This is a genomic window from Cryobacterium luteum (genome assembly GCF_900110125.1).
GTDB classification, from domain to species: Bacteria; Actinomycetota; Actinomycetes; order Actinomycetales; family Microbacteriaceae; genus Cryobacterium; species Cryobacterium luteum.
In genome coordinates this window covers 222285-247139 of record NZ_FOCN01000004.1, presented here as the reverse complement: position 1 = coordinate 247139, position 24855 = coordinate 222285, and the positions used below count along the sequence as shown (strand labels likewise).

19 protein-coding genes are annotated in these 24855 nt (G+C 65.8%); 9 read left to right on the top strand and 10 right to left on the bottom strand.

Going from position 1 to position 24855, the window contains the following annotated elements; translation table 11 throughout:
* Window positions 1-2: 2 nt before the first annotated feature.
* From BMW72_RS06815 to BMW72_RS06805, 3 genes are all read right to left on the bottom strand, one after another.
* The gene (locus BMW72_RS06815) at window positions 3-1796 is read right to left on the bottom strand and encodes an acetolactate synthase large subunit (protein WP_092108566.1); all 1794 of its coding nucleotides are present in this window, start codon (window positions 1794-1796) and stop codon (window positions 3-5) included.
* A gap of 84 nt (window positions 1797-1880) precedes the next feature.
* Window positions 1881-3575: a dihydroxy-acid dehydratase gene (gene ilvD / locus BMW72_RS06810; protein ID WP_092108564.1), complete on the bottom strand. Its 1695-nt coding sequence runs from the start codon at window positions 3573-3575 to the stop codon at window positions 1881-1883.
* Window positions 3576-3606: 31 nt separating this feature from the next.
* The gene (locus BMW72_RS06805; protein WP_370448767.1) at window positions 3607-5868 is read right to left on the bottom strand and encodes a bifunctional alpha,alpha-trehalose-phosphate synthase (UDP-forming)/trehalose-phosphatase; all 2262 of its coding nucleotides are present in this window, start codon (window positions 5866-5868) and stop codon (window positions 3607-3609) included.
* A 129-nt stretch (window positions 5869-5997) separates the two neighbouring features.
* Between BMW72_RS06805 and BMW72_RS06800 the strand changes: the two genes are divergently transcribed.
* The 7 genes from BMW72_RS06800 (at window position 5998) to BMW72_RS06770 (ending at window position 11674) form a co-directional block, all read left to right on the top strand.
* The gene (locus BMW72_RS06800) at window positions 5998-6186 is read left to right on the top strand and encodes a hypothetical protein (RefSeq protein ID WP_092108562.1); all 189 of its coding nucleotides are present in this window, start codon (window positions 5998-6000) and stop codon (window positions 6184-6186) included.
* A gap of 114 nt (window positions 6187-6300) precedes the next feature.
* The gene (locus BMW72_RS06795) at window positions 6301-6744 is read left to right on the top strand and encodes a hypothetical protein (protein WP_134361363.1); all 444 of its coding nucleotides are present in this window, start codon (window positions 6301-6303) and stop codon (window positions 6742-6744) included.
* A 41-nt stretch (window positions 6745-6785) separates the two neighbouring features.
* Entirely contained in the window at window positions 6786-8603 is a 1818-nt protein-coding gene (locus BMW72_RS06790) for a glycoside hydrolase family 15 protein (protein WP_092108558.1), read from the top strand.
* Between the two features lie 45 nt (window positions 8604-8648).
* Entirely contained in the window at window positions 8649-9257 is a 609-nt protein-coding gene (locus BMW72_RS06785) for a biotin transporter BioY (protein ID WP_092108556.1), read from the top strand.
* Window positions 9254-9937: an energy-coupling factor ABC transporter ATP-binding protein gene (locus BMW72_RS06780; RefSeq protein WP_092108553.1), complete on the top strand. Its 684-nt coding sequence runs from the start codon at window positions 9254-9256 to the stop codon at window positions 9935-9937. The genes BMW72_RS06785 and BMW72_RS06780 overlap by 4 nt, the downstream gene beginning before the upstream one ends.
* Entirely contained in the window at window positions 9934-10527 is a 594-nt protein-coding gene (locus BMW72_RS06775) for a CbiQ family ECF transporter T component (RefSeq protein WP_092108551.1), read from the top strand. Before BMW72_RS06780 ends, BMW72_RS06775 begins: the two co-directional genes overlap by 4 nt.
* 154 nt (window positions 10528-10681) lie before the next feature.
* Window positions 10682-11674 (top strand): FKBP-type peptidyl-prolyl cis-trans isomerase, encoded by a 993-nt coding sequence (locus BMW72_RS06770; RefSeq protein WP_092108549.1) that lies wholly within the window; start codon window positions 10682-10684, stop codon window positions 11672-11674.
* A 69-nt stretch (window positions 11675-11743) separates the two neighbouring features.
* Here the strand turns inward: BMW72_RS06770 and BMW72_RS06765 are convergent, their stop codons facing one another.
* The 4 genes from BMW72_RS06765 to BMW72_RS06750 all read right to left on the bottom strand — a co-directional run bounded on the left by BMW72_RS06765 (window position 11744) and on the right by BMW72_RS06750 (window position 16766).
* A complete protein-coding gene (locus BMW72_RS06765; protein ID WP_092108547.1) occupies window positions 11744-12640 on the bottom strand; it encodes a glycine betaine ABC transporter substrate-binding protein in 897 nt (298 codons plus the stop codon).
* Between the two features lie 126 nt (window positions 12641-12766).
* A complete protein-coding gene (locus BMW72_RS06760; protein WP_092108545.1) occupies window positions 12767-13702 on the bottom strand; it encodes an ABC transporter permease in 936 nt (311 codons plus the stop codon).
* Window positions 13699-15021 (bottom strand): quaternary amine ABC transporter ATP-binding protein, encoded by a 1323-nt coding sequence (locus tag BMW72_RS06755; RefSeq protein ID WP_241983906.1) that lies wholly within the window; start codon window positions 15019-15021, stop codon window positions 13699-13701. Before BMW72_RS06755 ends, BMW72_RS06760 begins: the two co-directional genes overlap by 4 nt.
* A 338-nt stretch (window positions 15022-15359) precedes the next feature.
* On the bottom strand, window positions 15360-16766 hold the full coding sequence (locus BMW72_RS06750) for a cation:dicarboxylate symporter family transporter (RefSeq protein WP_092108543.1): 1407 nt from the start codon (window positions 16764-16766) through the stop codon (window positions 15360-15362).
* 136 nt (window positions 16767-16902) lie between these two features.
* Between BMW72_RS06750 and BMW72_RS06745 the strand changes: the two genes are divergently transcribed.
* Both BMW72_RS06745 and BMW72_RS06740 read left to right on the top strand, forming a co-directional pair.
* A complete protein-coding gene (locus tag BMW72_RS06745) occupies window positions 16903-18561 on the top strand; it encodes a sensor histidine kinase (protein WP_092108541.1) in 1659 nt (552 codons plus the stop codon).
* On the top strand, window positions 18554-19270 hold the full coding sequence (locus tag BMW72_RS06740; protein ID WP_370448765.1) for a response regulator: 717 nt from the start codon (window positions 18554-18556) through the stop codon (window positions 19268-19270). Before BMW72_RS06745 ends, BMW72_RS06740 begins: the two co-directional genes overlap by 8 nt.
* Here BMW72_RS06740 and BMW72_RS06735 read toward each other — a convergent pair.
* The 3 genes from BMW72_RS06735 to BMW72_RS06725 all read right to left on the bottom strand — a co-directional run bounded on the left by BMW72_RS06735 (window position 19267) and on the right by BMW72_RS06725 (window position 24825).
* Window positions 19267-20070 (bottom strand): enoyl-CoA hydratase, encoded by an 804-nt coding sequence (locus BMW72_RS06735; protein ID WP_092108539.1) that lies wholly within the window; start codon window positions 20068-20070, stop codon window positions 19267-19269. The genes BMW72_RS06740 and BMW72_RS06735 overlap by 4 nt on opposite strands.
* Entirely contained in the window at window positions 20067-21278 is a 1212-nt protein-coding gene (locus BMW72_RS06730) for an enoyl-CoA hydratase/isomerase family protein (RefSeq protein WP_338419448.1), read from the bottom strand. The genes BMW72_RS06735 and BMW72_RS06730 overlap by 4 nt, the downstream gene beginning before the upstream one ends.
* 328 nt (window positions 21279-21606) lie before the next feature.
* The gene (locus tag BMW72_RS06725) at window positions 21607-24825 is read right to left on the bottom strand and encodes a beta-phosphoglucomutase family hydrolase (protein ID WP_134450367.1); all 3219 of its coding nucleotides are present in this window, start codon (window positions 24823-24825) and stop codon (window positions 21607-21609) included.
* Window positions 24826-24855: the final 30 nt, after the last annotated feature.

The window sequence follows — 24855 nt, the reverse complement described above, 5'->3', positions numbered from 1 at the left end:
GGTTACTCTTCTCCCCAGGTCGGTGCATGGTCTTTGGCGTACTGAACGAAACTGTTGCTCACTCCCTGCGGAACCATCGGCCAGACCATGGCGCCGGGGCTCACGATGAAGTCGATCACGACCGGACGGTCGTTGGTGGCCAGGGCCAGCTTGATGGCATCATCCACCTGGTCCTTGCTGGTGACCCGAATGCCGAGCGCGCCATAGGCATCCGCCATTTTGACGAAGTCGGGCACCATAGCGGTGCCGTGGCCGGTGTTGAGGTCGGTGAAGGAATGGCGTCCGTCGTAGAACAAAGACTGCCATTGGCGCACCATGCCGAGGGAAGAGTTGTTGATGATCGCGACCTTGATCGGGATCTTGTTGATCGTGCAGGTGGCGAGTTCCTGATTGGTCATCTGGAAGCAGCCGTCACCGTCGATCGACCAGACCACGCGGTCGGGTTCGGCGACCTTGGCGCCCATCGCAGCGGGGATGGAGTAGCCCATGGTTCCGGCGCCGCCGGAGTTGAGCCAGGAGTTGGGGCGTTCGTACTTGATGTACTGCGCCGCCCACATCTGGTGCTGGCCCACGCCGGCCGCGTAGACCGCCTCAGGGCCGGTGAGCTCGCCGATGCGCTGGATCACATACTGCGGGGCGAGCAGGCCGTCGGTCGGCTCGGTGAATCCGAGCGGGAACTCCTCTTTCAGGCCGTGCAGGTAGGTCCACCACTCGCTGGTATCGGGTGCGGCGCCCCGGGCAGCATCGGCCCAGGCGAGGGTCAGGTCGGCAATGACATCTTTGGCATCACCGACGATGGGTACATCGGCGAGGCGGATCTTGGAGATCTCGGCCGGGTCGACGTCAACGTGCACGATCTTCGCATTGGGGGCGAATTCGCTGATCTTTCCGGTCACCCGGTCGTCGAAGCGCGCTCCGAGCGAAATGATGAGGTCACTCTCCTGCAGCGCGAGTACGGCCGGAACCGTACCGTGCATACCCGGCATGCCGAGGTGCTGCGGGTGCGAGTCGGGAAAGGCGCCGCGAGCCATGAGTGTGGTGACGACGGGGGCCCCGGTCGCTTCGGCGAGCACGAGCAGTTCAGCGGATGCGTGCGCGCGGATGACTCCGCCTCCCACGTACAGCACGGGCTTCTTCGCGGCCAGCAGCAGTTGGGCTGCCGCCTGCACCTGCTTGCCGTGCGCCTTCACGATCGGCCGGTAGCCGGGCAGGTCGAGCTTGGGCGGCCAGATGAACGGTGCCAGGTTTTGCTGCGCGTCCTTGGTGATGTCCACGAGCACCGGACCGGGCCGGCCGGTGGAGGCGATGTGATATGCCGCGGCGATTGCGGCGGGAATCTCTTCGGCACGGCGGGCGAGGAAGGAATGCTTGGTGATCGGCATGGTGATGCCGATGATGTCGGCTTCCTGGAAGGCGTCCGTTCCCATCGACGTCGAGAACACCTGGCCGGTGATGGCGAGCAGCGGAACCGAGTCCATGTAGGCATCCGCTATGGCGGTGACGAGGTTGGTGGCACCGGGACCGCTCGTGGCGATGGCGACGCCGACGCGACCGGTTGCCGAGGCGTAGCCCTCGGCTGCGTGGCCGGCGCCCTGTTCGTGGCGCACCAGGATGTGGCGAATCTTGGTCTGCGTCATGAGCTCGTCGTAGAGCGGGATGACGGCGCCGCCGGGAATGCCGAAGACGTCGGTGACACCGAGCAGTTCGAGGGTGCGAATGATTGCACCCGAACCGGTGAGCATTTCCGGCTCCGCAGACGCGGGCGCCGCGGGCACGGGAGTGGTTTCCGTGGTCATGATCGTTGAATCCCTACTTCGAAATCGGTCGTTTCGACATTGAACCGGTTGCCCTCACGGGCCACCAGGGTAGCCCGTGCGCTGCTAGCCGGTAATGGCGCCTTCGGCAGCGGAATGCACGAGCTTCGAGTACTTTGCGAGTACGCCACGGGTATAGCGCGGGGGAAGGGGCGCCCAGCCATCTCGGCGGGCGGCCAGCTCTGCATCGGTAACCAGTAGGTCAAGCGTGCGAGCTGCGATATCGACCCGTATCAGATCCCCATCGCGCACGAAGGCGATTGGACCTGCGTCCACCGCTTCGGGTGCTATGTGGCCGATACACAGTCCGGTTGTGCCGCCTGAGAATCGACCGTCCGTTAACAGTAGTACATCGGAGCCGAGGCCTGCGCCCTTGATGGCGGCCGTGATGGAGAGCATCTCGCGCATGCCCGGCCCACCCTTGGGACCTTCATAACGGATGATGACGACGTCACCCTGGTAGATCTTGCCCTCGGTCAGGGCGTCCATCGCGGCGCGTTCCCGCTCGAACACCCGGGCGGGGCCTTCGAAGACGGCGGCGTCGAAGCCGGCGGTCTTCACGACGGCACCCTCGGGGGCGAAGGTGCCCTTGAGGATGGTGATTCCGCCGCTCTTGTGAATGGGGTTGTCGAGGGTGCGCAGCACCTCACCGTCGAGGGCCGGCGGGTCGATCTCGGCGAGGTTCTCGGCCACGGTCTTGCCGGTGACGGTGAGTGCGTCGCCGTGGATGAGGCCGGCTTCGAGCAGCGCGCGCATGACGGCGGGAACGCCGCCCTGGCGGTCGACGTCGTTCATGACGTACTTGCCGAAGGGCTTGAGGTCACCAATGTGCGGAACCTTGTCGCCAATGCGGTTGAAGTCGTCGAGGGTGAGTTCGACCTCGGCTTCGCGGGCGATCGCGAGCAGGTGCAGCACCACGTTGGTCGATCCGCCGAACGCCATGGCCACGGCGATCGCGTTCTCGAACGCCTTGCGGGTGAGAATGTCGCGGGCGGTGATGCCGAGGCGCAGCATGTTGACGACGGCTTCGCCGGAGCGGTGCGCGAAGTAGTCGCGGCGACGATCAGCGGATGCCGGGCTCGCCGAGCCAGGCAGGCTCATTCCGAGGGCTTCCGCAACACTCGCCATGGTGTTGGCGGTGTACATGCCGCCGCAGGCGCCCTCGCCGGGGGCGAAGGCGCACTCGATGCGCTTGGCATCTTCGATGCTCATCCGGCCGGCCTTGACCGCGCCGACCGCTTCGAACGAGTCGATGATGGTGATGTCTTTTTCGGTGCCGTCGGAAAGCTTGACCCAGCCCGGGGCGATCGATCCGGCGTACAGGAACACGCTCGCGAGGTCGAGGCGGGCGGCGGCCATGAGCATGCCGGGCAGCGACTTGTCGCAGCCGGCCAGCAGTACGGAGCCGTCGAGGCGTTCGGCCTGCATGACGACCTCGACCGAGTCGGCGATGACCTCGCGGGAGACCAGGGAGAAGTGCATGCCCTCGTGACCCATCGAGATGCCGTCGGAGACGCTGATGGTGCCGAACTGCAGCGGGTAACCGCCGCCGGAGTGTACGCCTTCCTTGGCGGCCTGGGCCAGGCGGTCCAGCGACAGGTTGCACGGTGTGATCTCATTCCACGAGCTCGCAATGCCGATCTGGGGTTTGTCCCAATCGGCGTCGCCCATGCCGACAGCACGGAGCATTCCCCGGGAAGTGGTGGCCTCGATCCCGTCGGTGACGTCGCGGCTACGGGGTTTCACATCGATCTCAGACATGCTTCCGAGTCTAGAACCTTGGCGCACCCGGTCAATGCAGCCGTCCCGAGCGCAGGGCGGCGATGCGCACGAGCACCTGGGTCACCTCGTGCGGGCTGCGCACCCGGAACCCGGCGAGGGTGGCGCCCTGGCCGATCTTAAGCCCCACGTCGTCCTCTCGGAGAACCGCGAAGGCATCCTCGTCGGTCACATCGTCGCCGGCGTAGAACACCCGATCGGCGCCGGTGTACTCGAGCAGCTGGGTGACGGCATCACCCTTGGTGCTCGAGCGCACCGAAAATTCGAGCACGTTTTTGCCCTCGCGAACGGTGAGTCCGGGCAGTTGCTCACCGAGTTGGTCGCGCGCCGCTCGCTCGGCCCGCTGGCCGTCCTTCTCGGTGGCGAGGCGGGTGTGCAGGGCGAGACCGGCGGGCTTGCGCTCAATCGTGGTGCCGGCGATCGACCCGGAGATGCTTTCGAGGACGCGGGCGAGAATATCCAGTTGCTCCAACTCGCTGGAGAGCAGGTTGAGCTCTATCTCGGGGGTGTCCAGCTGTACCTCGATGCCGTGCGAGCCGGTGAGCAGCACCGAACTCTGCGGCTGCGCGACGTGTTGCAGGCTCACCAAGGCGCGGCCGGAGACAAAGGCCACGCGCACGCCCGGCAGGTCGAGCAGGGCCTGAACGGCTTCCCGGGTGCCGGCGATGGCGCGAGCGTCTTCGGGGTGATCGACGTGCGGGGCCAGGGTGCCGTCGAAGTCGAGGGCGATGAGCAGGTTCTCGGCGCCGGCAATGCTCTTCAGGGCCAGATCGAGAGCGTCGGGGATCCCGGCCGGTACGGCTGCTCCGCCGGTGAGTGCGCGCAGGAACGACGCGGACCAGGCAGCCACATCGTTCTCGGCGACCGTGCGGCGCAGCGACCGCATGCGCCTCGTGCGCTCCCGTTTGGGCATCTCGACCGCGCGCACGATGGCGTCCTTGGTGCCGTCGATGTCGTGCGGGTTGATCAGGATGGCCTGTTTGAGTTCGTCAGCGGCGCCGGCGAACTCGCTCAGAACCAGCACCCCGTCAGCGTCGAAGCGCACGGCCACGTATTCCTTGGCCACGAGGTTCATGCCGTCGCGCAGCGCAGTGACGAGCATGACGTCGGCCGCCAGGTACATCGCGACCATTTCTTCGCGCGGATAACTGTGGTGGTGATAGCTGATAGCGGTGTGACTGATCGTGGAGAAGTCGCCGTTGAGCCGACCGACGGCCAACTCGATCTCATCACGCAGGGCCATGTAGGTACCGACACGTTCGCGGGACGGGCTCGCGACCTGCACGAGAGTGACGTCTTCAACGCTCAGGCGACCCTCGGCGAGCAACTCCCCGAACGCTTTGATGCGGTGGCCGATGCCCTTGGTGTAGTCAAGCCGGTCGACACCGAGCATGAGGGTCTTGGGGTTGCCGAGGTCCTCCCGAATCTGTCGAGCCCGCGCCTGAATCTCGGGACGCCGAGCCAGTTCTTCGAAGGCGGCCGCGTCGATCGAGATGGGAAAGTGCTTGGCGATGACCCGGCGGCTGTCGCCCTTCTCCCCCGCCGGCACGTCGATGACGACGCCGCGGGTCGGATAGCCGTAGAGGCGACGAACGGCTTGGGAGAAGTTGCCGGCATCCGCTACCCGCTGAAAGCCGATCACGTCGGCGCCGAGCAGGCCGTGCAGAATCTGTTTGCGCCAGGGCAGCTGCGCGTAAATGCCGTACGGCGGAAACGGGATGTGGTTGAAGAAGCCGATGACGAGGTCGGGGCGGGCTTCGCGCAGCATGCGCGGCACGAGCTGCAGCTGGTAGTCGTGCACCCAGACCGTGGCTCCCGGGGCGGCGACGGCGGCGGCCGCCGCGGCGAATCGGCGGTTGACGCGCACATAGGCATCCCAGGTTTCGCGGTGAAAGCTCGGCGGCGCGATGACGTCGTGGTACAAGGGCCAGAGGGTGTCGTTGGAGAAACCCTCGTAGTAGTCCTCGATGTCGTCTTCATTCAGCCGCACCGGAACGAGGGAGATTCCGTCGTTCTCAAACGGTTGGAAATCGCGGTCGGCGACCCCCGGCCAGCCGACCCAGGCTCCATGCGAGGAACGCATCAGCGGTTCGAGGGCGGTGACCAGCCCGCCGGGAGACGTGCGCCAGATGATGGCGCCGTCGTCGGCTTCTTCGTAGTCGACCGGCAACCGGTTCGAGACGACGACGAGCCTGTACGTGCCGGCCATGGCATCGGCGGGCACGACGGGGGCAGGGTGGGTCTGGGACCGGGTGGGTTCGGCTGAAGAGTTAATGGATCATCCGTTCCGGGCACACTCGAAGTGCACACCTGTGTTGCCCTCCCAAGGTTACCAGTCGTTTTTTACACCCGTTCGGGGCACACTGTGCGCGAGCGGGCGGGTACTCTGATGCCGGAGGTTTACATGCGAAAGTTCATTTTCAGCAGTGCAATGGTCGGCGTGATCGCCGGCGGTTGGAATACCGTGCAGGCCACGCGGCACGGTCCGCGTGACTGGCGCCTCATTATGCTGTGGCTCGGCTGGGCGTTGAGCGCCGCCGTAGCCGTCGGCACGGTCATTGAAGACGCGAACAAGCGCAAAATCGAAAGCTGACTTCGACTCGTTAGCGGCGTGTCCCCGGGCGAGTCGGCCCCAGGTCACCGAAAATAGGCACAGCGGCTGTTTCGGCTGCACCTGTTCTCACTGTGCACCTGAAAGGGGCTCGTCATGTTTGGTCGTCGACGCCGACGTTTGGCCGCAAGTGCGGCGCTGAGCGTCGCCTCCGCTCCGATACTGCGCGACGAACAGATTTTCGACCTGCTGCACGACCGGCTGGGCGCCCTGGTCGGCGAACACGGTGCCTATACCCTGGTACCCCGCACCGGTGACGACACCGAGGTGATCTTTCACGCGTTGAAGGCCCGCGAGATCGCAACCGAGCTGACCGCCGCGATCACGACGGAGCAAGCTGCCCTGCGCGGCGAGAGCACCGGCGAGCCGACCGCTTTGTCGTGGACTCCCGCGCCGATCACAACGTGGAACGAACCGGCTGCGACCGGCGTCCCGGCGGTCGCAACAGCAGATGCCGACGCGGACGACGCGGCTGCGGCATCCGCTGCCTGGATCGAAAAGGCGTCCGCGACGCTCGCATCGGCTCGTCTCGTCGCCTGATTCTCGCACCGAGCGAACCCAGCTGCTGCCAGAATGGCCTGATGGCACTCCCCATCGAGGACTACGCACTCATCAGCGACTGCCACTCGGCAGCGCTCGTCGGCCGTGACGGAAGCATCGACTGGCTCTGCCTGCCGCGCTACGACTCCGCCTCGCTGTTCGGTGCGCTCCTCGGCGACGAGAACCACGGCCGGTGGCTGCTGGCCCCGTCCGAGGCGCAGGCCACGGCCACCCGCAGCTACCAGGGCGACACCTTTGTGCTGTCGACCATCTGGACCACGTCGACCGGCCAGGTCGAAGTGCTCGACTTCATGCCGCACGGTGACCGCCGAGCCGACCTTGTGCGTCGCGTGCGCGGAATCAGCGGCAGCGTGCACATGACCCAGGACCTGCGCATTCGTTTCGGATATGCCACCACAATGCCGTGGGTTCGCCAGCTGCAGGGTGAGTCGATGCGTGGCCTCGTTGCCATTGCCGGGCCCGACGCCATCGTGGTGCGCGGACCGGAGCTGCGCGCTTCCGACCACCGTCACGTGTCCCACTTCGACATAGTCGCCGGACAGACGATTGACGCGCAGCTGAGCTGGTACCCCGCGGAGGGCGAGATCCCACCGGCCGTCGACATCGACGCGGCTCTCGCCTCGACCTCGCGCTGGTGGCAGAATTGGGCTTCGAGTTGCAGCCATGAGGGGCCACTCCGCGCGGAGGTCGTGCGTTCCCTTCTCGTGCTGCGCGCGCTGACCCACGAAAAGACCGGCGGAATCGTCGCCGCGGCGACAACTTCATTGCCCGAACAGACCGGCGGAATGCGCAACTGGGATTACCGCTACGTCTGGCTGCGTGACGCCTCACTCACGCTCGAAGTGCTGCTCAGCCACGGCTACGAGGTTGAGGCCAACGACTGGCGCGCCTGGTTGCTGCGCGCCATTGCCGGCGATCCGGCCGACGTGCAGATCATGTACGGACTCTCCGGCGAGCGCTACCTGCCCGAGCGTGAGCTGACCAGCCTGCCCGGCTACAACGGTTCGTCCCCCGTGCGGGTCGGCAACGGCGCGGTCGACCAGTTCCAGTCCGACGTGATCGGCGAGGTCATGGTGGCCCTCCACGCCGCACGCGCGGCGGGAGTGCGCGAAACCGAATTCTCCTGGCCGCTGCAGCGGGCACTCATGAGCTTTCTCGAAAAGAACTGGCGCCGGGCAGACCAAGGCATCTGGGAAGTCCGCGGCCCAGCCCGCGAATTCACCCATTCCCGCGTCATGGTGTGGGCAGCATTCGACCGTGCAGTGCGCGGCATCGAAGAGTGCGGGCTCGATGGTCCGCTCGAGCGGTGGAAGACCCTGCGCGACGAGGTTCGCGCCGACATCGAAACCCGCGGTTTTGACGCGGGACGAAACAGCTACGTGCAGTATTACGGCAGCACCGCATTGGACGCCTCCCTCCTCGTGCTCCCGCAGGTCGGCTTCTGCGCAGCCACCGATTCGCGCATGCTCGGCACCGTGGCCGCGATCGAGGCCGACCTGCTGCACTCGGGCCTGCTGCTGCGCTACCGCACGGTTTCCGCGGTGGACGGCCTGCCGCCGGGTGAGCATCCGTTTCTGGCCTGCTCGTTCTGGCTGGTCGAGCAGTACGCCCGTTCGGGGCGACTCGATGATGCCACCGAGCTCATGAACACCCTGGTCGGCTTCGTGAATGCTGTCGGGCTGCTCTCCGAAGAGTACGACGTGACCAACGGGCACCAGATGGGCAACACCCCGCAGGCGCTCTCGCACCTGGCGCTCGTGCGAGCAGCGGATGCGATCGTCGCCGGCCTGGCCGCTCAGAAAACCAGGACCTCTACAGTTCGCGGTGTTTTGTTGTAGGTATTGTTCAGCGGCGGGTGGACGCCGAATTCTAGATTTGGAATCATGACCGACACCGTTCGTACGAGCACTCCGACGAGGCGTATTCTGCCCGCCCGTGACCTTGCCCAGATCGCCATTTTCGCGGCCCTCATCGCCGCCCTGGGCCTGCCGGGTCCGCTGAACATCGGTCCGGTGCCGATCACCCTGCAGTCGCTCGGCGTGATGTTCGCCGGGGCGATTCTCGGTCCGCGCAAGGGATCGCTCGCCGTTCTGCTCTTTCTCGTTCTGACGGCCGTTGGCCTGCCCCTGCTCGCCGGCGCGCGCGGCGGCATCGGGGTGTTCACCGTGAGCCCGGCGGCCGGCTACCTCTACGGCTGGCTGCTCGGCGCCTTCGTCACCGGCTACCTCACCGCTCGCCTGCTGCCGAAGTACCCATTCTGGCTGGCGCTCGGCGCCACCATTCTCGGCGGCATCGTCGCCGTCTATGCGGTCGGCATTCCGGTGATGGCTCTCAACCTCAGCCTGCCGCTCTGGACCACGCTCGGCCTCAACGTGGTGTTCATCCCCGGCGACCTGATCAAGGTCGTGCTGACCGTGCTCGTCGCCGGCCAGGTGCACCGGGCCTACCCAGGGCTCATCGCGCTGCCGAGGGGTCGGCGCCCACACCAGTGAGCAGCATCCGCTTTGAGCAGGTTTCGCAGTCGTTCGGCAACCGCACGGTGCTGCGCGATATCACGCTCCACCTGACCGAGCACCGCATCGGCATCATCGGTGCGAACGGTTCCGGTAAGTCCACCCTCGTGCGCATGATCAACGGGCTCATGACACCGACATCCGGCACCGTTTCGGTTGACGGTCAGAACGTGGCCCGCCATGCTCGCGAGGTGCGCCGCAAGGTGGGGTTCATCTTCACGAATCCCGACAATCAGATCGTGATGCCGACCGTGCAGGAGGATGTCGCGTTCACCCTGCGCCGTCGCGGCCTCTCCCCTGCCGAAATCGCGCGGCGCACGGCGGCCGCTCTCGACCAGTTCGGGCTGAGCGAGCACGCCGAGCATCCGGCACACCGTTTGTCTGGCGGGCAGAAGCAGCTCCTCGCCCTCGCGGCGGTTCTGGTGGCAGAGCCGGCGACCATCGTCGCCGACGAACCGACCACCCTGCTCGACGCCCGCAACGCGCGCCGCATCAGCGACCTGATGCAGACACTTCCACAGCAGGTCATCGTGGTCACGCACCACCTGAACCTGGTCGAGGATTTCGACCGGGTGATCGTGATCGATGAGGGCTCGGTCGTCGCCGACGGAGCGCCGCAGCAATCGCTCGCGGCCTACCGCGCCCTGTTGCTCGCATGATCGGCCTGTATAGCCCGGGCAACTCCGCCGTGCACCGGGCGCCGACCCTGCTCAAGCTGTTTCTGCTCTCGCTCTGCGTTGTACTGATCGGCACCTCGCCCGACCCCTGGGTCATCGGCGGTGCCGCGGTCGTCGTTCTGTTGTTGTTCGTGGTGGCCCGAGTTCCGGTGCAGGCGGCCGCAGCCCAAGTCGCGCCCATTCTGCTGATTCTGCTCGTTGCGGTGCCGATCCAGGGTCTGCTCTCGGGCTGGCTGATCGCCGCCCTCATGGCCGGTCGCCTGCTCGTAGCCGTGGCTCTCGCCGCTCTGTTCACCATGACCACCACGGTCACCGCGGTGCTCGAAGCCTTCCAGACGCTGCTGCGCCCGTTCCGGCGCTTCATCGACGCCGATCGGGTGGGGTTGCTCGTTGCCCTGACCATCCGCTGCATCCCCCTGGTCGCCGACATAGTGCGCGAGGTGCTCGAGGCCCGCACCGCCCGCGGCACGCAGGGCTCGCTGTTGTCGATCGCCGTGCCGGTGGTGGTGCGCTCCCTCTACGCAGCGGATGCCCTAGGCGAGGCCCTGATCGCGCGCGGGCTCGACGACTGAGCGTTCTTCTGCGGCGCAGTTTCAATCAGCCACGCGGCATCCACTCAGCCCCTTCATAGGCGAGGCGTGGCAGAGTAAGGACTTGGCTCGTCGAGCCACACCGCCTTCACCGCATTGATCGCCTGCCCGCAGCTACGTACTCGAAAGAGGCCCCGTGTCGAAAATTCCCGCCCTGCTCACCATTGTGGGACTCACGCTCGCGCTCACCGCTTGCGGCACCAGCGACACCCCCAAAGCAACGGATGCTGCGGCCGCCAGTTCCCCTTCGGCGGACTGCACGGAGCCGGGAAAGCTCTCGGACAGCGTGAAGGTCACCGGTGATTTCGGCGCTCCCCTCGATATCTCGATCGACGCTCCGCTCGAGCCCTCGGCCACCGAACGCACGGTCGCGATCGAGGGAACCGGAACCGACACGGCTAAGAAGGACTCGATCGTCGAGGTCGCGATCACCCTGTACAACGCCAAGACCGACGAACTCGTGCAGGCGACGACCTACTCCACCGACGGAGCCAGCCTCGTCATTCCGATCAATGACACCGGCCTGCTGCACGGTCTCGTGCGGTCAGCGAACTGCGCCGTCGAGGGCGACCGCATCGTGACCGTGAGCACCGCAGCGGATGCCTTCGCCGACCAGGAGACCACCGGCGTGGCCGTCGGCGATCCCGTCGTTTTTGTCATGGACGTCATCAAAGTGATCGCCGACGTGCCGACACAGGCGTCTGGTGACGACCAGCCCGTCGAAGACGGCTTCCCCACCGTGGCTCTCGCCGACGACGGAGCTCCGACCATCACGATTCCCGCGACGGATGCTCCCGCCGATCTGAAGATCTCCACCCTCAAGAAGGGCGATGGCGAGGTCGTCACCGACGGTGCGAGCGTGGCCGTCGCGTACACCGGAGCCCTCTGGGCAACCGGTGAGACCTTTGATTCGTCGTGGGGCAGCGCTCCGTACGCCGTCTTCCCGACCGGCGGCGTGATCGCCGGCTTCACCCAGGCACTCGTCGGCCAGACCGTCGGTTCCCAAGTCATCGCCGTCATTCCGCCGGAGTTCGGCTATGGCGCCGAGGGCACCCAGGGTATTTCGGGCACGGATACGCTCGTGTTCGTGATCGACATTCTCGCCGTCGCTGGCGGCCCGGAGGCCTAGCATCACAGTTTCAAGCAGAACGGCCCGCATCCGAGGATGCGGGCCGTTCGTGGTTCAGAAGGTCAGTGACTAGCTGGTGAGGCCGTCCACGTACTCCCGGTTGTCTTCGATCCACTGGGCGACGATGGGCTCGTAGTCCTGGCCCTCGTAGTCGACGAACATGGCGTTCTCGAGCGAGTACAGCAGGTCGAGATCCATCTCGAAGCCTTCAACCCAGCCGGCAGCCGTCGGGAAGTCGGTCTTGAAGTCGCTCTTGGCGTAGGAGTGGATGCTCTCGACACCGCCGAGGGCGCCCTGCGGGTCCTCGAGGTTCTTGAGCGGAAACACACCGTACGCCCAGTGCGGCTCCCACAGGGTCACAACGATGTTCTCGCCGTTATCGGTGGCCGTCTGCAACTCGGTCAGCATGGCCGCCGTCGACGAGGTCAGGTATTCCATGCCCTCGAGGCCGTAGCCGGGGATGACGTTGTCGGTCGTGGCTTCGGTCAGGCCGGCGCCGGGCTCGATGCCGACGATGCGGTTGCCGAACAGGTCGGCGTTGGCCGCGAGTTCCTCGAGCGAATCGATCGGGGCATCGGCGTTGACTGCGATGGCGTTGCGTGACTCCTCGTTCCAGGCACCGAGGTCGATCATGTCGTCGCCGTACTCTTCGAGGTAGGACGCGTGGGTGACGGGCAGCCAGACGTCCATGCTGAGGTCGTAGTCGCCCTCGGACAGGCCGAGGTACACCGGAGCCGGGTCGGCGTACTCGAGTTCAACGCTGTAGCCCTTCTCCTCGAGAATGGCCTTCCACAGGTGCGACGCGGCGATGCCTTCGTCCCAACCGTTGAACACGGCAATGGACATGTCCTTGTTGTCATCGTTGCCGTTGCCGACGGTTTCGGTCTCCCCGGAGGCGGCGCAGCCGGTGAGGGCCAGAATGCCGACGGCGCCCAGAGCGAGAATTGATGTGGAGCGGTTCTTCATAGGTCTTCCTTTCGTGCCACCTGCTGTGGGTGACTGGGTTGACTCGAGGTGCATACGGCGTGAGCCGCACTGTGAAACGGATGCGGACGCATCCGTAAATCTGTGAGGTGCGTCAGAATGATCGCGTCAGACGCGAGAGGGCTGCGGTGCGCTGGCGGTGCGGGGAGCGGATGCCGCGGCATCCGTCACTCGGCGGGCCCGCAGAACGCGGCGAAGGCTGCCAAAGAAGCCCGCCGATTCGCTGCTGCCGAGTGACGCCGTGATGCGGTCGAGGAAGATCGCGAGAATCACCACGGCCAGCCCGGCTTCGAATCCGAGGGCGATGTCGATGCGATTCAGGCTCGCGATGACCTGCGCGCCGAGCCCGCCCGCTCCGACCAGGCCGGAGATGACGACCATGGAGAGCGAGAGCATGATGACCTGGTTGATGCCGGCCATGATGGTCGGGGTCGCCAACGGCAGTTGAATTTGACGCAGGATGCGCCACGGCGATGCGCCGAAGGCCTGGCCGGCCTCAACCACCTCTTTATCGACGCTGCGAATGCCCAGCTCGGTCAGGCGCACGCCGGGGGCCATCGCGAAGATGATGGTCGCGACGATTCCGGGTACCACCCCGATGCGAAACAGGATGAGTGCTGGAATGAGGTAGACGAACGCCGGCATGGTCTGCATGAAGTCCAGCACCGGGCGAATGATGTTCGAGGCGAGCGTGGACTTGGCCGCGAGGATGCCGAGCGGAACGCTGAGCGCAATCGCCAGCACACTCGCCACGAGCACGAGGGCGAGGGTATCCATGGCGTTGTCCCACTGGTCCACCCCAAGAATGACGAGCAAGCCGACGATGGTGCCAACGGCAAACTTCCAGCCGCGGATACCGAACGCGAGAACCCCGAGCACAAGCATGATCGCCCAGAACGGCGGTGCACCGAGCAGAATTTCGACCCCGTCGTAGGCGCCGGCGAACAGGGCGCGGATGAAGTCGAAGATGAAGCCGAAGGTGTCGGTGATGTAGTCGACGAAGGATTCAACGAGGGAACCCAGGGGTAGGCGAAAGTCGGTCATGCGCGGACTCCTTCGGCGTCGATGGGCATATCTTCGGCGGTGTCGCCCAGAATCTTCGTGATCTGGCTGATCGAAATCGTGGCCGGCGGCATCACGATGGGCAGGGCGCCGGTGTTGGTGTTCACGTTGCCGATGGCGGCCAGCAGGGTCACCCGCGGAATCACACCGAGCAGGCGGTTCTTCTCGTCGACGACGGCTATGGGCAGTTCGCTCCCCACCGACGGCTCGACCAGGTCGACCAGCGCGGTTTCGGGCAGCACCGAGGTGGCGTCGTCCCGAATGATGCCGCGCAGGTCGGTCTCGCCGTTTTTGACGAGCCCCAGCACGTCGCGGTCACGCACGATCCCGGCGAAGCTGCGGTCGCGGTTGAGTACGAAGGTGACGGATGTCTGCAGGTCGCGCATCGTGCGCAGCGCGGCCCTGGGGCCGGCCGTCTTGGTGATGACCGAACGCACCGGTTCCATCACGCTCGCGGCGGTAAGCACGCGGGCTCGGTCGACGTCCTGCACGAACTGGGCCACGTAGTCGTTGGCCGGGTCGGTGAGAATCTCCTCCGGCGTGCCGATCTGCACGATGCGGCCGTCGCGCATGACCGCGATGCGGTCGCCGAGGAACATGGCCTCGTTGAGGTCGTGGGTGATGAAGATGATCGTTTTGCCGAGAGCGGCCTGCAGCTCGATCAGCTGCTCCTGCATTTCTCGGCGAATCAGCGGGTCGAGGGCGCTGAACGCTTCGTCCATGAGCAGCACGTCGGTGTCGGCGGCGAGGGCACGGCCGAGGCCGACGCGCTGCTGCATCCCTCCCGACAGCTCGGACGGCGAGTTGTCGGCCCAGCCGGCGAGGCCGACCAGGTCGATGATCGTCTGGGCTTTGGCGAGGCGTTCGGTGCGACCCATGCCCTGAATTTCAAGCCCGTAGGCGACGTTGTCGATCACCGTGCGGTGCGGCAGCAGGGCGAAGTGCTGGAACACCATGGAGATGCTCTTGCGACGTACGTCGCGCAGGTCTCTGGCGGAGACGCCGGTGATGTCGGTGCCGCCGACGGTCACAGTGCCCGATGTGGTGTCCCACAGGCCGTTGAGCATGCGGATAAGGGTTGATTTGCCCGAACCGGACAGGCCCATGACGACGAAGATCTCGCCCTTCTTAACCTCGAAGGAGGCGTCGATGACGGCGGCGACTCCGAGGTTCGAGATCTCGGCGCGGCTCTTGCCCGCCTTGAGTTTCTTGACGATCTCGTGCGGGCGGCGCCCGAATGCTTTGTAGAGGTGATCTGCCTTGACGGCAATGGTGGCTGGACGAGGAATACTCTCGGTCACGTGTTCTCCGGTGCACGTCGAACGTAGTCGATTTCACGGCTGACGAAGCGACATGCTCTCTTGTCGGACGGGTAGGCACCGAGCAGCCCAGACGCGTTCAGTGATTCAGCGCGGGCGTGGAGCAATCATGGGATCGCGTCCGTCGGCACCTCACCATACGAAGGCGGCCGTCCCATCTCAAATGGGGGCTACGCATGCGCGTCCTGGTGAAGGGTTGTAAGACCGTAAACAATCCTAACACACTGATATTTAGGCAGGCCGAAACCGAGAGACAAAAGGGGTGCCGCCCGGGAGGATTCCTCCGGACGACACCCTTAGCGTGAGTCTAGTAGCGCGCGCTATTTCAGCTGGGCGCGCTCCAAAACTTCGGACTGCGCTGCCTTCTCATTGCTGCGCTGCGTGTCGGCGGCGCTCACGTGACCGTGGGTGAGCATGGTGCGCTCGTCGAACGGTTCGAGCTTGTCGAGCACGCGGTCCACCTGCACGCGGTCCATCTCCTTGGTCCAGGAGCCGATCATGACGGTTGCGACGGCGTTGCCGGTGAAGTTGGTCAGCGCACGGGCTTCGGACATGAATCGGTCGATGCCCACGATGAAGCCGACACCGCCGACGAGCTGCGGGGCGTGGGCCTGCAGTCCGGCGGCCAGGGTAGCGAGGCCGGCGCCGGAAACTCCGGCGGCTCCCTTGCTCGCGATGATCATGAAGACGAGCAGGCCGATCTGCTCGCCGAGGGCGAGCGGCTGGCCGAGCGCATTGGCGATGAACAGCGACGCCATGGTGAGGTAGATAGCGGTGCCGTCGAGGTTGAACGAGTAGCCGGTGGGCACGGTCACGCCCACGACGGGCTTGGAGATGCCGAGGTGTTCCATCTTCGCGATGAGTCGCGGCAGGGCGGCCTCTGAGGACGAGGTCGACACGATCAGCAGGTATTCGCGGCCGAGGTAACGCATCAGCTTGAAGATGTTCACACCGGTGACGAGCTTGAGCAGTCCGCCGAGGATGACCACGATGAAGACGATGCAGGTGATGTAGAACGCGACCATCAGGGTGAACAAACTGATCACGGCCTGAATGCCGGTAGCGCCGACGACGGCGGCGATCGCGCCGAAGGCGCCGATCGGGGCGAGCCACATGACCATGATGAGAATGCGGAAGACCAGGGCCTGAACGTGGGCGATTCCCTCGAGAATCGGCTTGCCGGCCGGCCCCATGCGCTGCAGAGCGAAACCGGCGATCAGAGCCACCATGAGTGTCTGCAGAATGTTGCCGCTGGTCAGCGACGAGAACAGGGTGGTGGGCACGATTCCGAGCAGGAACGACTGGGTGTCGGCGGATTCGGTGGCTTCGTACGTGGCGTCCGAGAGGTTGATTCCCTCACCCGGGTGGATCATGTTGCCTACGACAAGGCCGATACCGAGCGCGAAGGTCGACATGATCAGAAAGTAACCCAGGGCCAGTCCGCCGATCTTACCGACGGTGGCGGCCTTGGCGATCGAGCCAATACCGAGAATGATCGTGCAGAAGATGATCGGGGCGATCATCATCCTGATCAGGGCGATGAACAGGTCACCGAGTGGCTTGAGCGATACGGCGAAGCCCTTTTCGCCGCCCCAGACCAGTCCGACGACGATACCGAGCACGACGGCGATGATGACGGCCATGTAGAGGTAGTGCGACGAGTCGATTCTCTTCTTGGGCTTGCCAGATTTGTTAGATTTAGTACGGGTTGATGGCGTCGATGCCATGTCAGACTCCTATGTCTAGGCTTAACCTGGCCCACCACGGGCTCCGGCTGCTGCGATTCGTTCCACAGTGCCCGCTGCGGCTCCTGTATGCACGGTTGCGGTCATATTGTTCACGAACCCACGAGAGAGGCCGTTAGTGCGCAGGGAATGGAGCATTGCCCGGCGGCTGTTCCTCGCGCACGCCCTGTTCATCGTGGTGCTCACCGTCTTCGTCGGAACGGCCTTTTTCGTCGATGCCCGCGATCGCGGCTACGACGAGACCAGCAGCCGCATGCTCGCGGTCGCCACCGCCATAGCCGACAGTCCCCTCGTGCTCACCGCGAGCACATCGGTCGATCCGAGCGCGTCTCTGCAGCCATACGCCCTTGCGCTGACCAAGGATGCCGGACTCGACTTCATCACGATCATGGCCCCGGACCGCACCCGCTGGACCCACCCCACGGCGACGGAAATCGGCAAAGACTATATCGGTGCGATCGAACCGGCGTTGTCGGGAACGGCCTTCACGGAAATCAGCACCGGAACGCTCGGGCCATCCGTTCGTGCCGTGGTGCCGATAACGGATGCCGACGGCACCGTGCGCGGCCTCGTCGCGGTGGGCACCACGACGTCGAACATCACGATTGCCCTGAACGCCCGTCTCCCATCGGTGCTCGGTCTGGCGCTCGGTTTGCTCGCGTCGGGCTCCGTGGTGACCTGGCTGATCGGGCGCTATCTGCGCCGCGTGACGCTCGGCTGGGGCCCTGAACATCTCGCTCAGCTGTTCGTTTACTACGATTCGGTGCTGCACTCCGTGCGGGAGGGGCTCGTGCTGGTCGATCTACACGGAGACCTCGTGCTCTATAACGATCAGGCGGCGCGGTTGCTCGGCATTCCGCCGCGGCCGACGGCGGGCAGTACCACTGCCCCGCCGGCGCTGGCCGATTTGAGCCTGCCGCCGAGCCTTGGAGAGTTGTTGCAGAGCGGCCGCACCGCGCACGACGAGATCCATCTCACCGGTACCCGGGTGCTCGTGGTCAACCAGGAACCGGCCCTGGCCCCATCCACCTCGATCGCCGGCGGAAAGCCGATGGGTTTCGTGGCCACGATTCGTGACCACACCGATCTACAGAACCTGGGCAGCGAATTGCAGTCCATGCAGACTCTTTCCGACGCCTTGCGGGCACAGACCCACGAGCATTCCAATCGATTGCACACGATCGTGTCGCTCATGGAACTCGGTCGCACGCACGAGGCCCTCGAATTCGCCACGGCCGATCTTGAGTTAAGCCAGCAACTCGCCGATGAAATGGTCGGTTCGGTCGATGAACCCGTGATCAGCGCACTGATCATGGGAAAGTCGGCGCAGGCCAATGAGCTCGGGGTCACCCTGACGGTCAGCGCGTCGGGCACCCTGGCCCAGTCGGGGTTGTCGATCCAGGATCTCGTGACCGTACTGGGCAACCTGGTCGACAATGCCCTCGACGCGGCGGCCGCCGGCGCCGCCCCCCGGCGGGTGTCGGTCACGGTGTCATCGACCGAGCAGGCCGTCACGATCGAGGTCGCCGACAGCGGAGCGGGTGTGGCACTCGATGTCATCGACGACGTGCTGCGGCTCGGCTTCAGCACCAAGGGTGGCGGCTCGGTGGGTCGCTCGATCGGTGGCCGCGGGCTCGGTCTGGCGCTGGTGCGGCAGGCGGTGACCCGCCTCGGCGGCACGCTCACCATCGGGCGTCGCGAGGGCGCCGTCTTCACGGTGACCATTCCGGCCGCTCTGTGGCCGACCGTTTCGCCGGTGGCGGTCGATCATGACTGAGGCCGCTCTGCCGCTCATTCGTGTGCTCGTCGTCGAGGACGAATCGCTCGCCGCCGAGGCGCACGCCGTCTATGTCGGTCGTCTCGCCGGTTTCGAGCTCGTCGGTACGGCCCGCACCGGGCAAGATGCGTTTCGCCGGGTCGCGGCGGCTGCCTCGGCCGGCACACCGATCGACCTCGTGCTGATGGACATGAACCTGCCCGACAGCCACGGGCTCGACGTGAGTCGGCGCATCCGCGCGGCCGGTCTGGCCACCGACATCATTGCGATCACCGCGGTGCGCGACCTCGACAACGTGCGCGGGGCGATCGCAGCCGGGGTCGTGCAGTACCTGATCAAACCGTTCACCTACTCGACTTTCGCCACGAAATTGACCAGCTACCGGGACTTTCGTGCGGAGCTGAACGCGCAGGCATCCGTTGTGACGCAGTCAGCGGTCGATCATGCGTTCGCGAGCCTGCGCGCGCCCACCGATATTCCCCGGCCCAAGGGGCTGTCTGATTCGACCCTGACCCCGGTGGTCTCCTACCTGCAGGCTCAGGTCGCGCCGGTGTCGGCGAGCGAGCTCATGGAACCGCTCGGCCTGTCGCGGGTGACGGCGCGGCGTTACCTGGAGTATCTCGCCGACATGGGCCTCGTGCTGCGCGCACCGCGTTACGGAACGCCGGGTCGGCCCGAGAACGAGTACAGCTGGAAGAGCGCGCGCTAGCGGTTCGTGAAGACCGGCGTGCGCTTCTCGACGAAGGCAGCCATGCCCTCGCTCTGGTCATCGGTGGCGAACACCGAGTGGAACAGGCGACGTTCCAAGTGGATGCCGCTGCTCAGCGTCGACTCGTACGCCGCGTTCACGACCTCCTTGGCGAGCATGGCGATCGGCGCCGATTTCGCCGCGATGTCTGTAGCGGTTTTCAGGGCATCCGCTTGCAGGTCGGCTGCCGGCACGATGCGAGCGACCAGGCCGGCGCGTTCGGCTTCGACGGCATTGATGGTGCGACCGGTGAGGATCATCTCCATCGCCTTGGCCTTGCCGACGGCGCGGGTGAGGCGTTGGGATCCGCCCATGCCGGGAATGACGCCGAGCTTGATCTCCGGCTGGCCGAAGGTGGCGGTGTCGGAGGCGATGATGAAGTCGCAGATCAGGGCCAGTTCGCAGCCTCCGCCGAGGGCGTGACCGGAGACCGCGGCGATCACCGGGGTGCGCACGGCGGCCAGGCGGTCCCAGCCGGCGAACCAGTCGTTCAGGTACATGTCCATGTAGCTCATCGTCGACATCTCCTTGATGTCGGCGCCGGCGGCGAAGGCTCGCTCCGAACCGGTGATGATGATTGCACCGATCGCGGGGTCGGCGTCGAGCCGGGTGGCAGCATCGACGACGTTCTGCATGGTGGCGAAGTTGAGGGCGTTCAGCGCCTTGGGGCGGTTGAGGGTGATGACGCCGACCCGGCCGTGGCGCTCCAGCAGGATGTTGTCGTAGGAGTCTGTGGTGGTGTCTGTGCTCGTGTCGCTCACGCGGTGGCCTTTCGTTCGGTGGGTTGGTGCTCTCGGTCGGTGGTCACTGCCCGCGGCAGGCGCAGCTCGCGCTCCCCGAGCGGTGCGAAGTGCGCCTGCACGTCGGCGTCGCTCACCGCGGTGAGGGTGCTCGGCTGCCAGGACGGGTTGCGGTCCTTGTCGACGACCTGCGCGCGAATGCCCTCGATCACGTCGTGGCCCGCCACCATGCGCAGGGACACCCGGTATTCCTGCTCGAGGACGTCTTCGAGGGTGTCGAGAGCACGGGCACGGCGGAGGGCTTCCAGGGTGACGGTGACGGCGGTCGGCGATTTGGCCAGAATGCTTTTTGCCGCATCGCGGGCGACGGAGACGGGCGACTGCTGCAATCTGCCGATGATCGTCGGCAGGTCAGCTCCGGCATAGCACTCGTCAATCCACACTCGTTCGGTCAGGAGCGGTGCCGGGGGTGCCGGGGAGGCGAGCTGGGTTATCGCGGCGGCAGCGGGCATCCGTTTGAGGTCGTCGACAAGAGACTCGAGCCGGGCGGAGTCGATGAAGCTGTCGGCGAGGCCGAGCGCGATCGCGTCGGCGCCGGTCATGGTTGCCGCGGTGAGGGCGAGGTGGGTACCGAGTTCGCCGGGGGTGCGCGTGTACAGGTAGGTTCCGCCGACGTCGGGCACGAAGCCGATGGTGGTTTCGGGCATGCCGAGTTTGGTGCGTTCGGTCACGACCCGGTGGGAGGCGTGGCCGGAGAGGCCCACTCCGCCGCCGAGCACGATGCGGTCCATCAGGGCGACAAACGGTTTGGGGTAGCGCTTGATCTGCGCGTTGAGGGTGTACTCGTCGGCCCAGAATCGGGCGTTCTCGTCTGGATCGGTGCGCGCGTCGCGGTAGATCGAGACGATGTCTCCGCCGGCGCACAGGGCGCGGTCGCCGCTTCCGGTGAGCAGCACGGTCTGCACGGCGTCGTCATCGGCCCACTCGGTGAGCGCTGCGGCGATGCTGCGGATCATGTCGTGGGTGAGGGCGTTGAGGGCCTTCGGCCGGTTCAGGATAATGCAGGCCAGCGGTCCGTTACGCTGCAACAGCACCTCGTCGTGCTCGTGTGCTGAAGCGGATGCGTCAGCCCTGCAATTCCTGCCGGATAGGCCTCCGGACTCAGGTTGGGACAATTCGGTGTGAGACAAACGTGACCTTTCCGCGACGATGCGGCCGTACTCCTGCACGGACCCGGACTCCTGGCCACAGTCTAACGAGGCAACTGCCGGCCGGGCGCAAACCACTATCGCCACCGCCCGGCGTCGGGGCAGAGGGCAGCGCACACATAGTCGAACACCGCACACACTCACGCGTTATGGATGCGTCGCCCGCCTGAACCAACGCCGTTACGACGTCTGTTCCGGACGGTGTCGGACGGAGAAGGGTGGCGCGGGAGTCGTCGGGGTCTGGTCGTTTCCCCGTCAGCCCCAGCACGCCGAGGCGGTTGCGCTCGGGCGACAGGGTGACGGGGTGGAATGCGCCCTCTAACGAGGCGAATCAACCGAGGCCGACGGTCTATGAGTTGCTGTAGGCGAACTCGCGCGTCTCGCCAGGACTCAGACGAGCCGCCGTTCCGTCCACCATCACCGTGATCGGCACTGCCCCGCCCGGATAGACGGATAGGCGCAGCACGGCCGAATCCACGGTCACCCGGACCAGCTGTTGCTGGAAATACAGTGTGAAGTCGATCTGTTCGACCTCCGGGGGCAGCACTGGATGCAGCCACAGCCTGCCGTCACGCAACTCCAGACCGGTATAGCAGCGCGTGACCATGTCGATCGATCCGGCCATCGCGCCCAGGTGCACGCCGGTGTGGGTGGTACCGCCCTGGATGTCGGCCAGGTCGCTCTCCAGTGCCTGCACGAGGAAGTCCCAGGAACGCGCCCGGTCGCCGCGCGCTTCCACCCACGAGTGCACCACGTTGCTGAGGGTTGAGCCGTGGCTGGAGCGCTCGCGGTAATACTCCACGGTGCGAGGGATCGCCTCCGCCGGAAAGTCGTAGCCGAGCCCGCGCAGCACCTCGCGCAGCTCGTCGGCGCTGAACAGGTAGAGCAGCATCAGGACGTCCGCTTGTTTGCACAGTTTGTAGTTGTTGGTGCTGTCGCCCTCTCCGGCCAGGATGAGGTCGAGCCGACCGATCGCGCCGTAGCGCGCGCGGTAGCCGGCCCAGTCGAATTCCTTCAGCTGTTCGTAGCCCTCGAATTGGCTGATCACGCCGTCGGCGTGGAAGGGGACGCGCAGCCGGTTGCCGATGAGCCGCCACCGATTCGGCTCACCGGGACGCAGCCGGAGCCGGTTCCACAACTGGTCGGCGTACCGGGGCAGGAGCAGGTCAACGACATCCGCTGCCCGCCGCAACACCCAGGCGGCCATCACATTCGTATAAGCGTTGTTGCGAAGTCCCTTCCCAGGGGCATCCGCATACCCGTCGTGGAACTCATCGGGCCCCATCACGCCTGCGATGTCGTACCGGTCGGCCGCCTCGTCGTGCGTGGCCACGCTGGCGAAATACCGGGCAACCTCGACGATCAACTCGGCGCCCTGCTCGACGAGGTAGCCGAGGTCGCCGGTGGACTCGTAGAACCTCCACGCGCTGTACGCGATGGCCAGTCCCACGTGACGTTGCAGGCGTGAGTTGTCGGGCATCCAAGCGTCGTTGCGCAGGTTGAACAATTCGGTCGGCGTCTCCTCGCGCCCGTCGATGCCGCTCTGCCACGGAAACATTGCCCCCTGATGGCCGGCCGCCCGGGCGGCCGCCCGCGCTTCACCGAGCCGACGGTAGCGGTAGCCGAGCAGCGCCCGGCTCGTCTCCGGGCGGTGCATCGACAACGTCGGGTAGACGAACATCTCGTCCCAAAAAATGTGACCGCGGTAGCCCTCACCGTGCAGACCACGGGCAGGAAGCCCTGCGTCGAGGTCAGCGGTGACGGCGGCGACGCTCTGCAGCACGTGAAATGTGTTGATGTTCAGTGCCAGCTGCTGGCGCCCATCGGTGTGGGGATCGGTCTCCAGCAGCACAGTGAAGTCATTCCACAGCACTCGCCACGCGCTCTCGTGCACGGAAAGCAGTGCCGCCAAGTCGGGCAGCCGGCGCATCCGATTGGTGGCAGCGAGCGTGGGCGACGAGATGGCCCGATCGCGCGACGTGCACACGGCCACGGTTTTCTCCACGGTCAACGGATGCCCCTCTCGGGCCTCCAGGGAGATTTCGTGGGCGACCCAGCCCGCGGCATCCGTCAGCAGAGTGCGGGGCGGATGCTGCACCACCCCGTCAACAAGCACCCGTGTCCGGGCGACCATAACGATGTGAATGCCCGACTGGGAGGTCGCCATTTCAAGCAGCACGGTGTCGGCGTCCGGCTCGGTGGTAGCGCGCGGCACCAGGTGGGTGTCGGCCAGAAGGCGGTACTCTGGCACGTTGCGGTTGGCGACGCGGCCCTCCAACGCCGAGCGCACGGTGAGCAGACCCGACCAGTTTTCGGCCGCGAACGTGACAGTGAGGCCCGCCACCCCGTCGTCGTGCTGCGAGACGAAGCGCTGCTGGGTGATGCGCGTGATGCGGCCGGCAGAGTCCCTGGCACGGAATGTGCGAGTGAGCACAGCGCGACCGAGGTCGAGTGTCTGCTCGTAGTCGAGGAGCTCGGCCGTGTCGACGTCGAACCAGGGCTCGGCGTCGCCGTCGTGGATGCCGCCGGTGCGGAAGGTGAGGGGCAGCCAGTTCGGTGCGTTCACCAGGCTTTCGTCTTCGGTGCTGTGCCCGTTGACCTGGGTGTGGAGCCGGTTGTAAACGCCGGCGAGATAGGTGCCGGGATAATGCAGTGCGGTGGCATCGACCTCCGGGGCAGCACCCCGGGTGGCCCAGTAGCCGGTCCCCAGCGTGCACAGAGTCTCCCGCAACGGCTCGGCCATCGGATCGAATCCGACATAGTGCAGCCGCCACGGGTCGCTCGCGGATTCCCCGCCGGCCCAACCGGGATGGGCGGCGGCAAGGCGGGTGTCGAGGTCGCTCAGGTCGGTCACGATCAGGTGGGCACCCGCAGCACGAAGTCCCCCGTCGGCGCCGTGCCGACTGACGCCGACGACCCAGCCGAAACCTCCGTTCGATGCCGCCGTGACACCGGCCTCTGCATCTTCGAGTACGACGGTCTTCGCCGCGGTCACGTGCAGCTGTCGTGCAGCTTCGAGGAAGGTAGCCGGGTCGGGTTTGCCCGCCAAGTGCATCCGCAGGGCGTCGGTGCCGTCGACTGTGACGTCGAACAGGTCACCGACTCCGGCTGCCCGCAGCACCCGCCGGCCGTTGCGGCTCGACGTGACCACGGCAGTCGGGATGCCCCGAGCCCGTAGGCGGTGCAGCAGTGTCACGGCGTCGGGGTAGGCCCTCACCCCGTTTTCGTCGACCTCTTGGTCGAAGAAGTACTGTTTGCGGGCCGCCAGGGATTGCACGGTGGGGGTGGCCGTTGCGCCGAGCGGGCGGTGCTCCGTTCCTTCGGGCAGCTTCACGCCACGCGAAGCGAGGAAGGTGCGCACGCCGTCCTCGCGCGGGCGACCATCGACGCTGCGCCGGTAGTCCTCGACCTCGTCGAAGGGCGTGGCGTCGGGCGCCAGCATGGGCAACACCTCGTCGAAGAGACGCTTCCACGCCGCGGCGTGGACGAGGGCGGTGTCGGTGACGACGCCGTCCATGTCGAAGATGACGGCCTCGTAGCGCGTAATCGACTTCGAATATCGGGTCACACCAGCCAGTCTAGGAGCCAGCCGATCTGG

Excerpts from the sequence above, each read along its gene's own strand:
- BMW72_RS06765 (WP_092108547.1), bottom strand. The coding sequence starts at position 12,640 with ATGAAGAACCGCTCCACATCAATTCTCGCTCTGGGCGCCGTCGGCATT.
- BMW72_RS06795 (WP_134361363.1), top strand. The coding sequence starts at position 6,301 with ATGTTTGGTCGTCGACGCCGACGTTTGGCCGCAAGTGCGGCGCTGAGC.
- BMW72_RS06800 (WP_092108562.1), top strand. The coding sequence starts at position 5,998 with ATGCGAAAGTTCATTTTCAGCAGTGCAATGGTCGGCGTGATCGCCGGC.
- BMW72_RS06785 (WP_092108556.1), top strand. The coding sequence starts at position 8,649 with ATGACCGACACCGTTCGTACGAGCACTCCGACGAGGCGTATTCTGCCC.
- BMW72_RS06740 (WP_370448765.1), top strand. The coding sequence starts at position 18,554 with ATGACTGAGGCCGCTCTGCCGCTCATTCGTGTGCTCGTCGTCGAGGAC.
- ilvD (WP_092108564.1), bottom strand. The coding sequence starts at position 3,575 with ATGTCTGAGATCGATGTGAAACCCCGTAGCCGCGACGTCACCGACGGG.
- BMW72_RS06775 (WP_092108551.1), top strand. The coding sequence starts at position 9,934 with ATGATCGGCCTGTATAGCCCGGGCAACTCCGCCGTGCACCGGGCGCCG.
- BMW72_RS06790 (WP_092108558.1), top strand. The coding sequence starts at position 6,786 with ATGGCACTCCCCATCGAGGACTACGCACTCATCAGCGACTGCCACTCG.
- BMW72_RS06815 (WP_092108566.1), bottom strand. The coding sequence starts at position 1,796 with ATGACCACGGAAACCACTCCCGTGCCCGCGGCGCCCGCGTCTGCGGAG.
- BMW72_RS06750 (WP_092108543.1), bottom strand. The coding sequence starts at position 16,766 with ATGGCATCGACGCCATCAACCCGTACTAAATCTAACAAATCTGGCAAG.
- BMW72_RS06760 (WP_092108545.1), bottom strand. The coding sequence starts at position 13,702 with ATGACCGACTTTCGCCTACCCCTGGGTTCCCTCGTTGAATCCTTCGTC.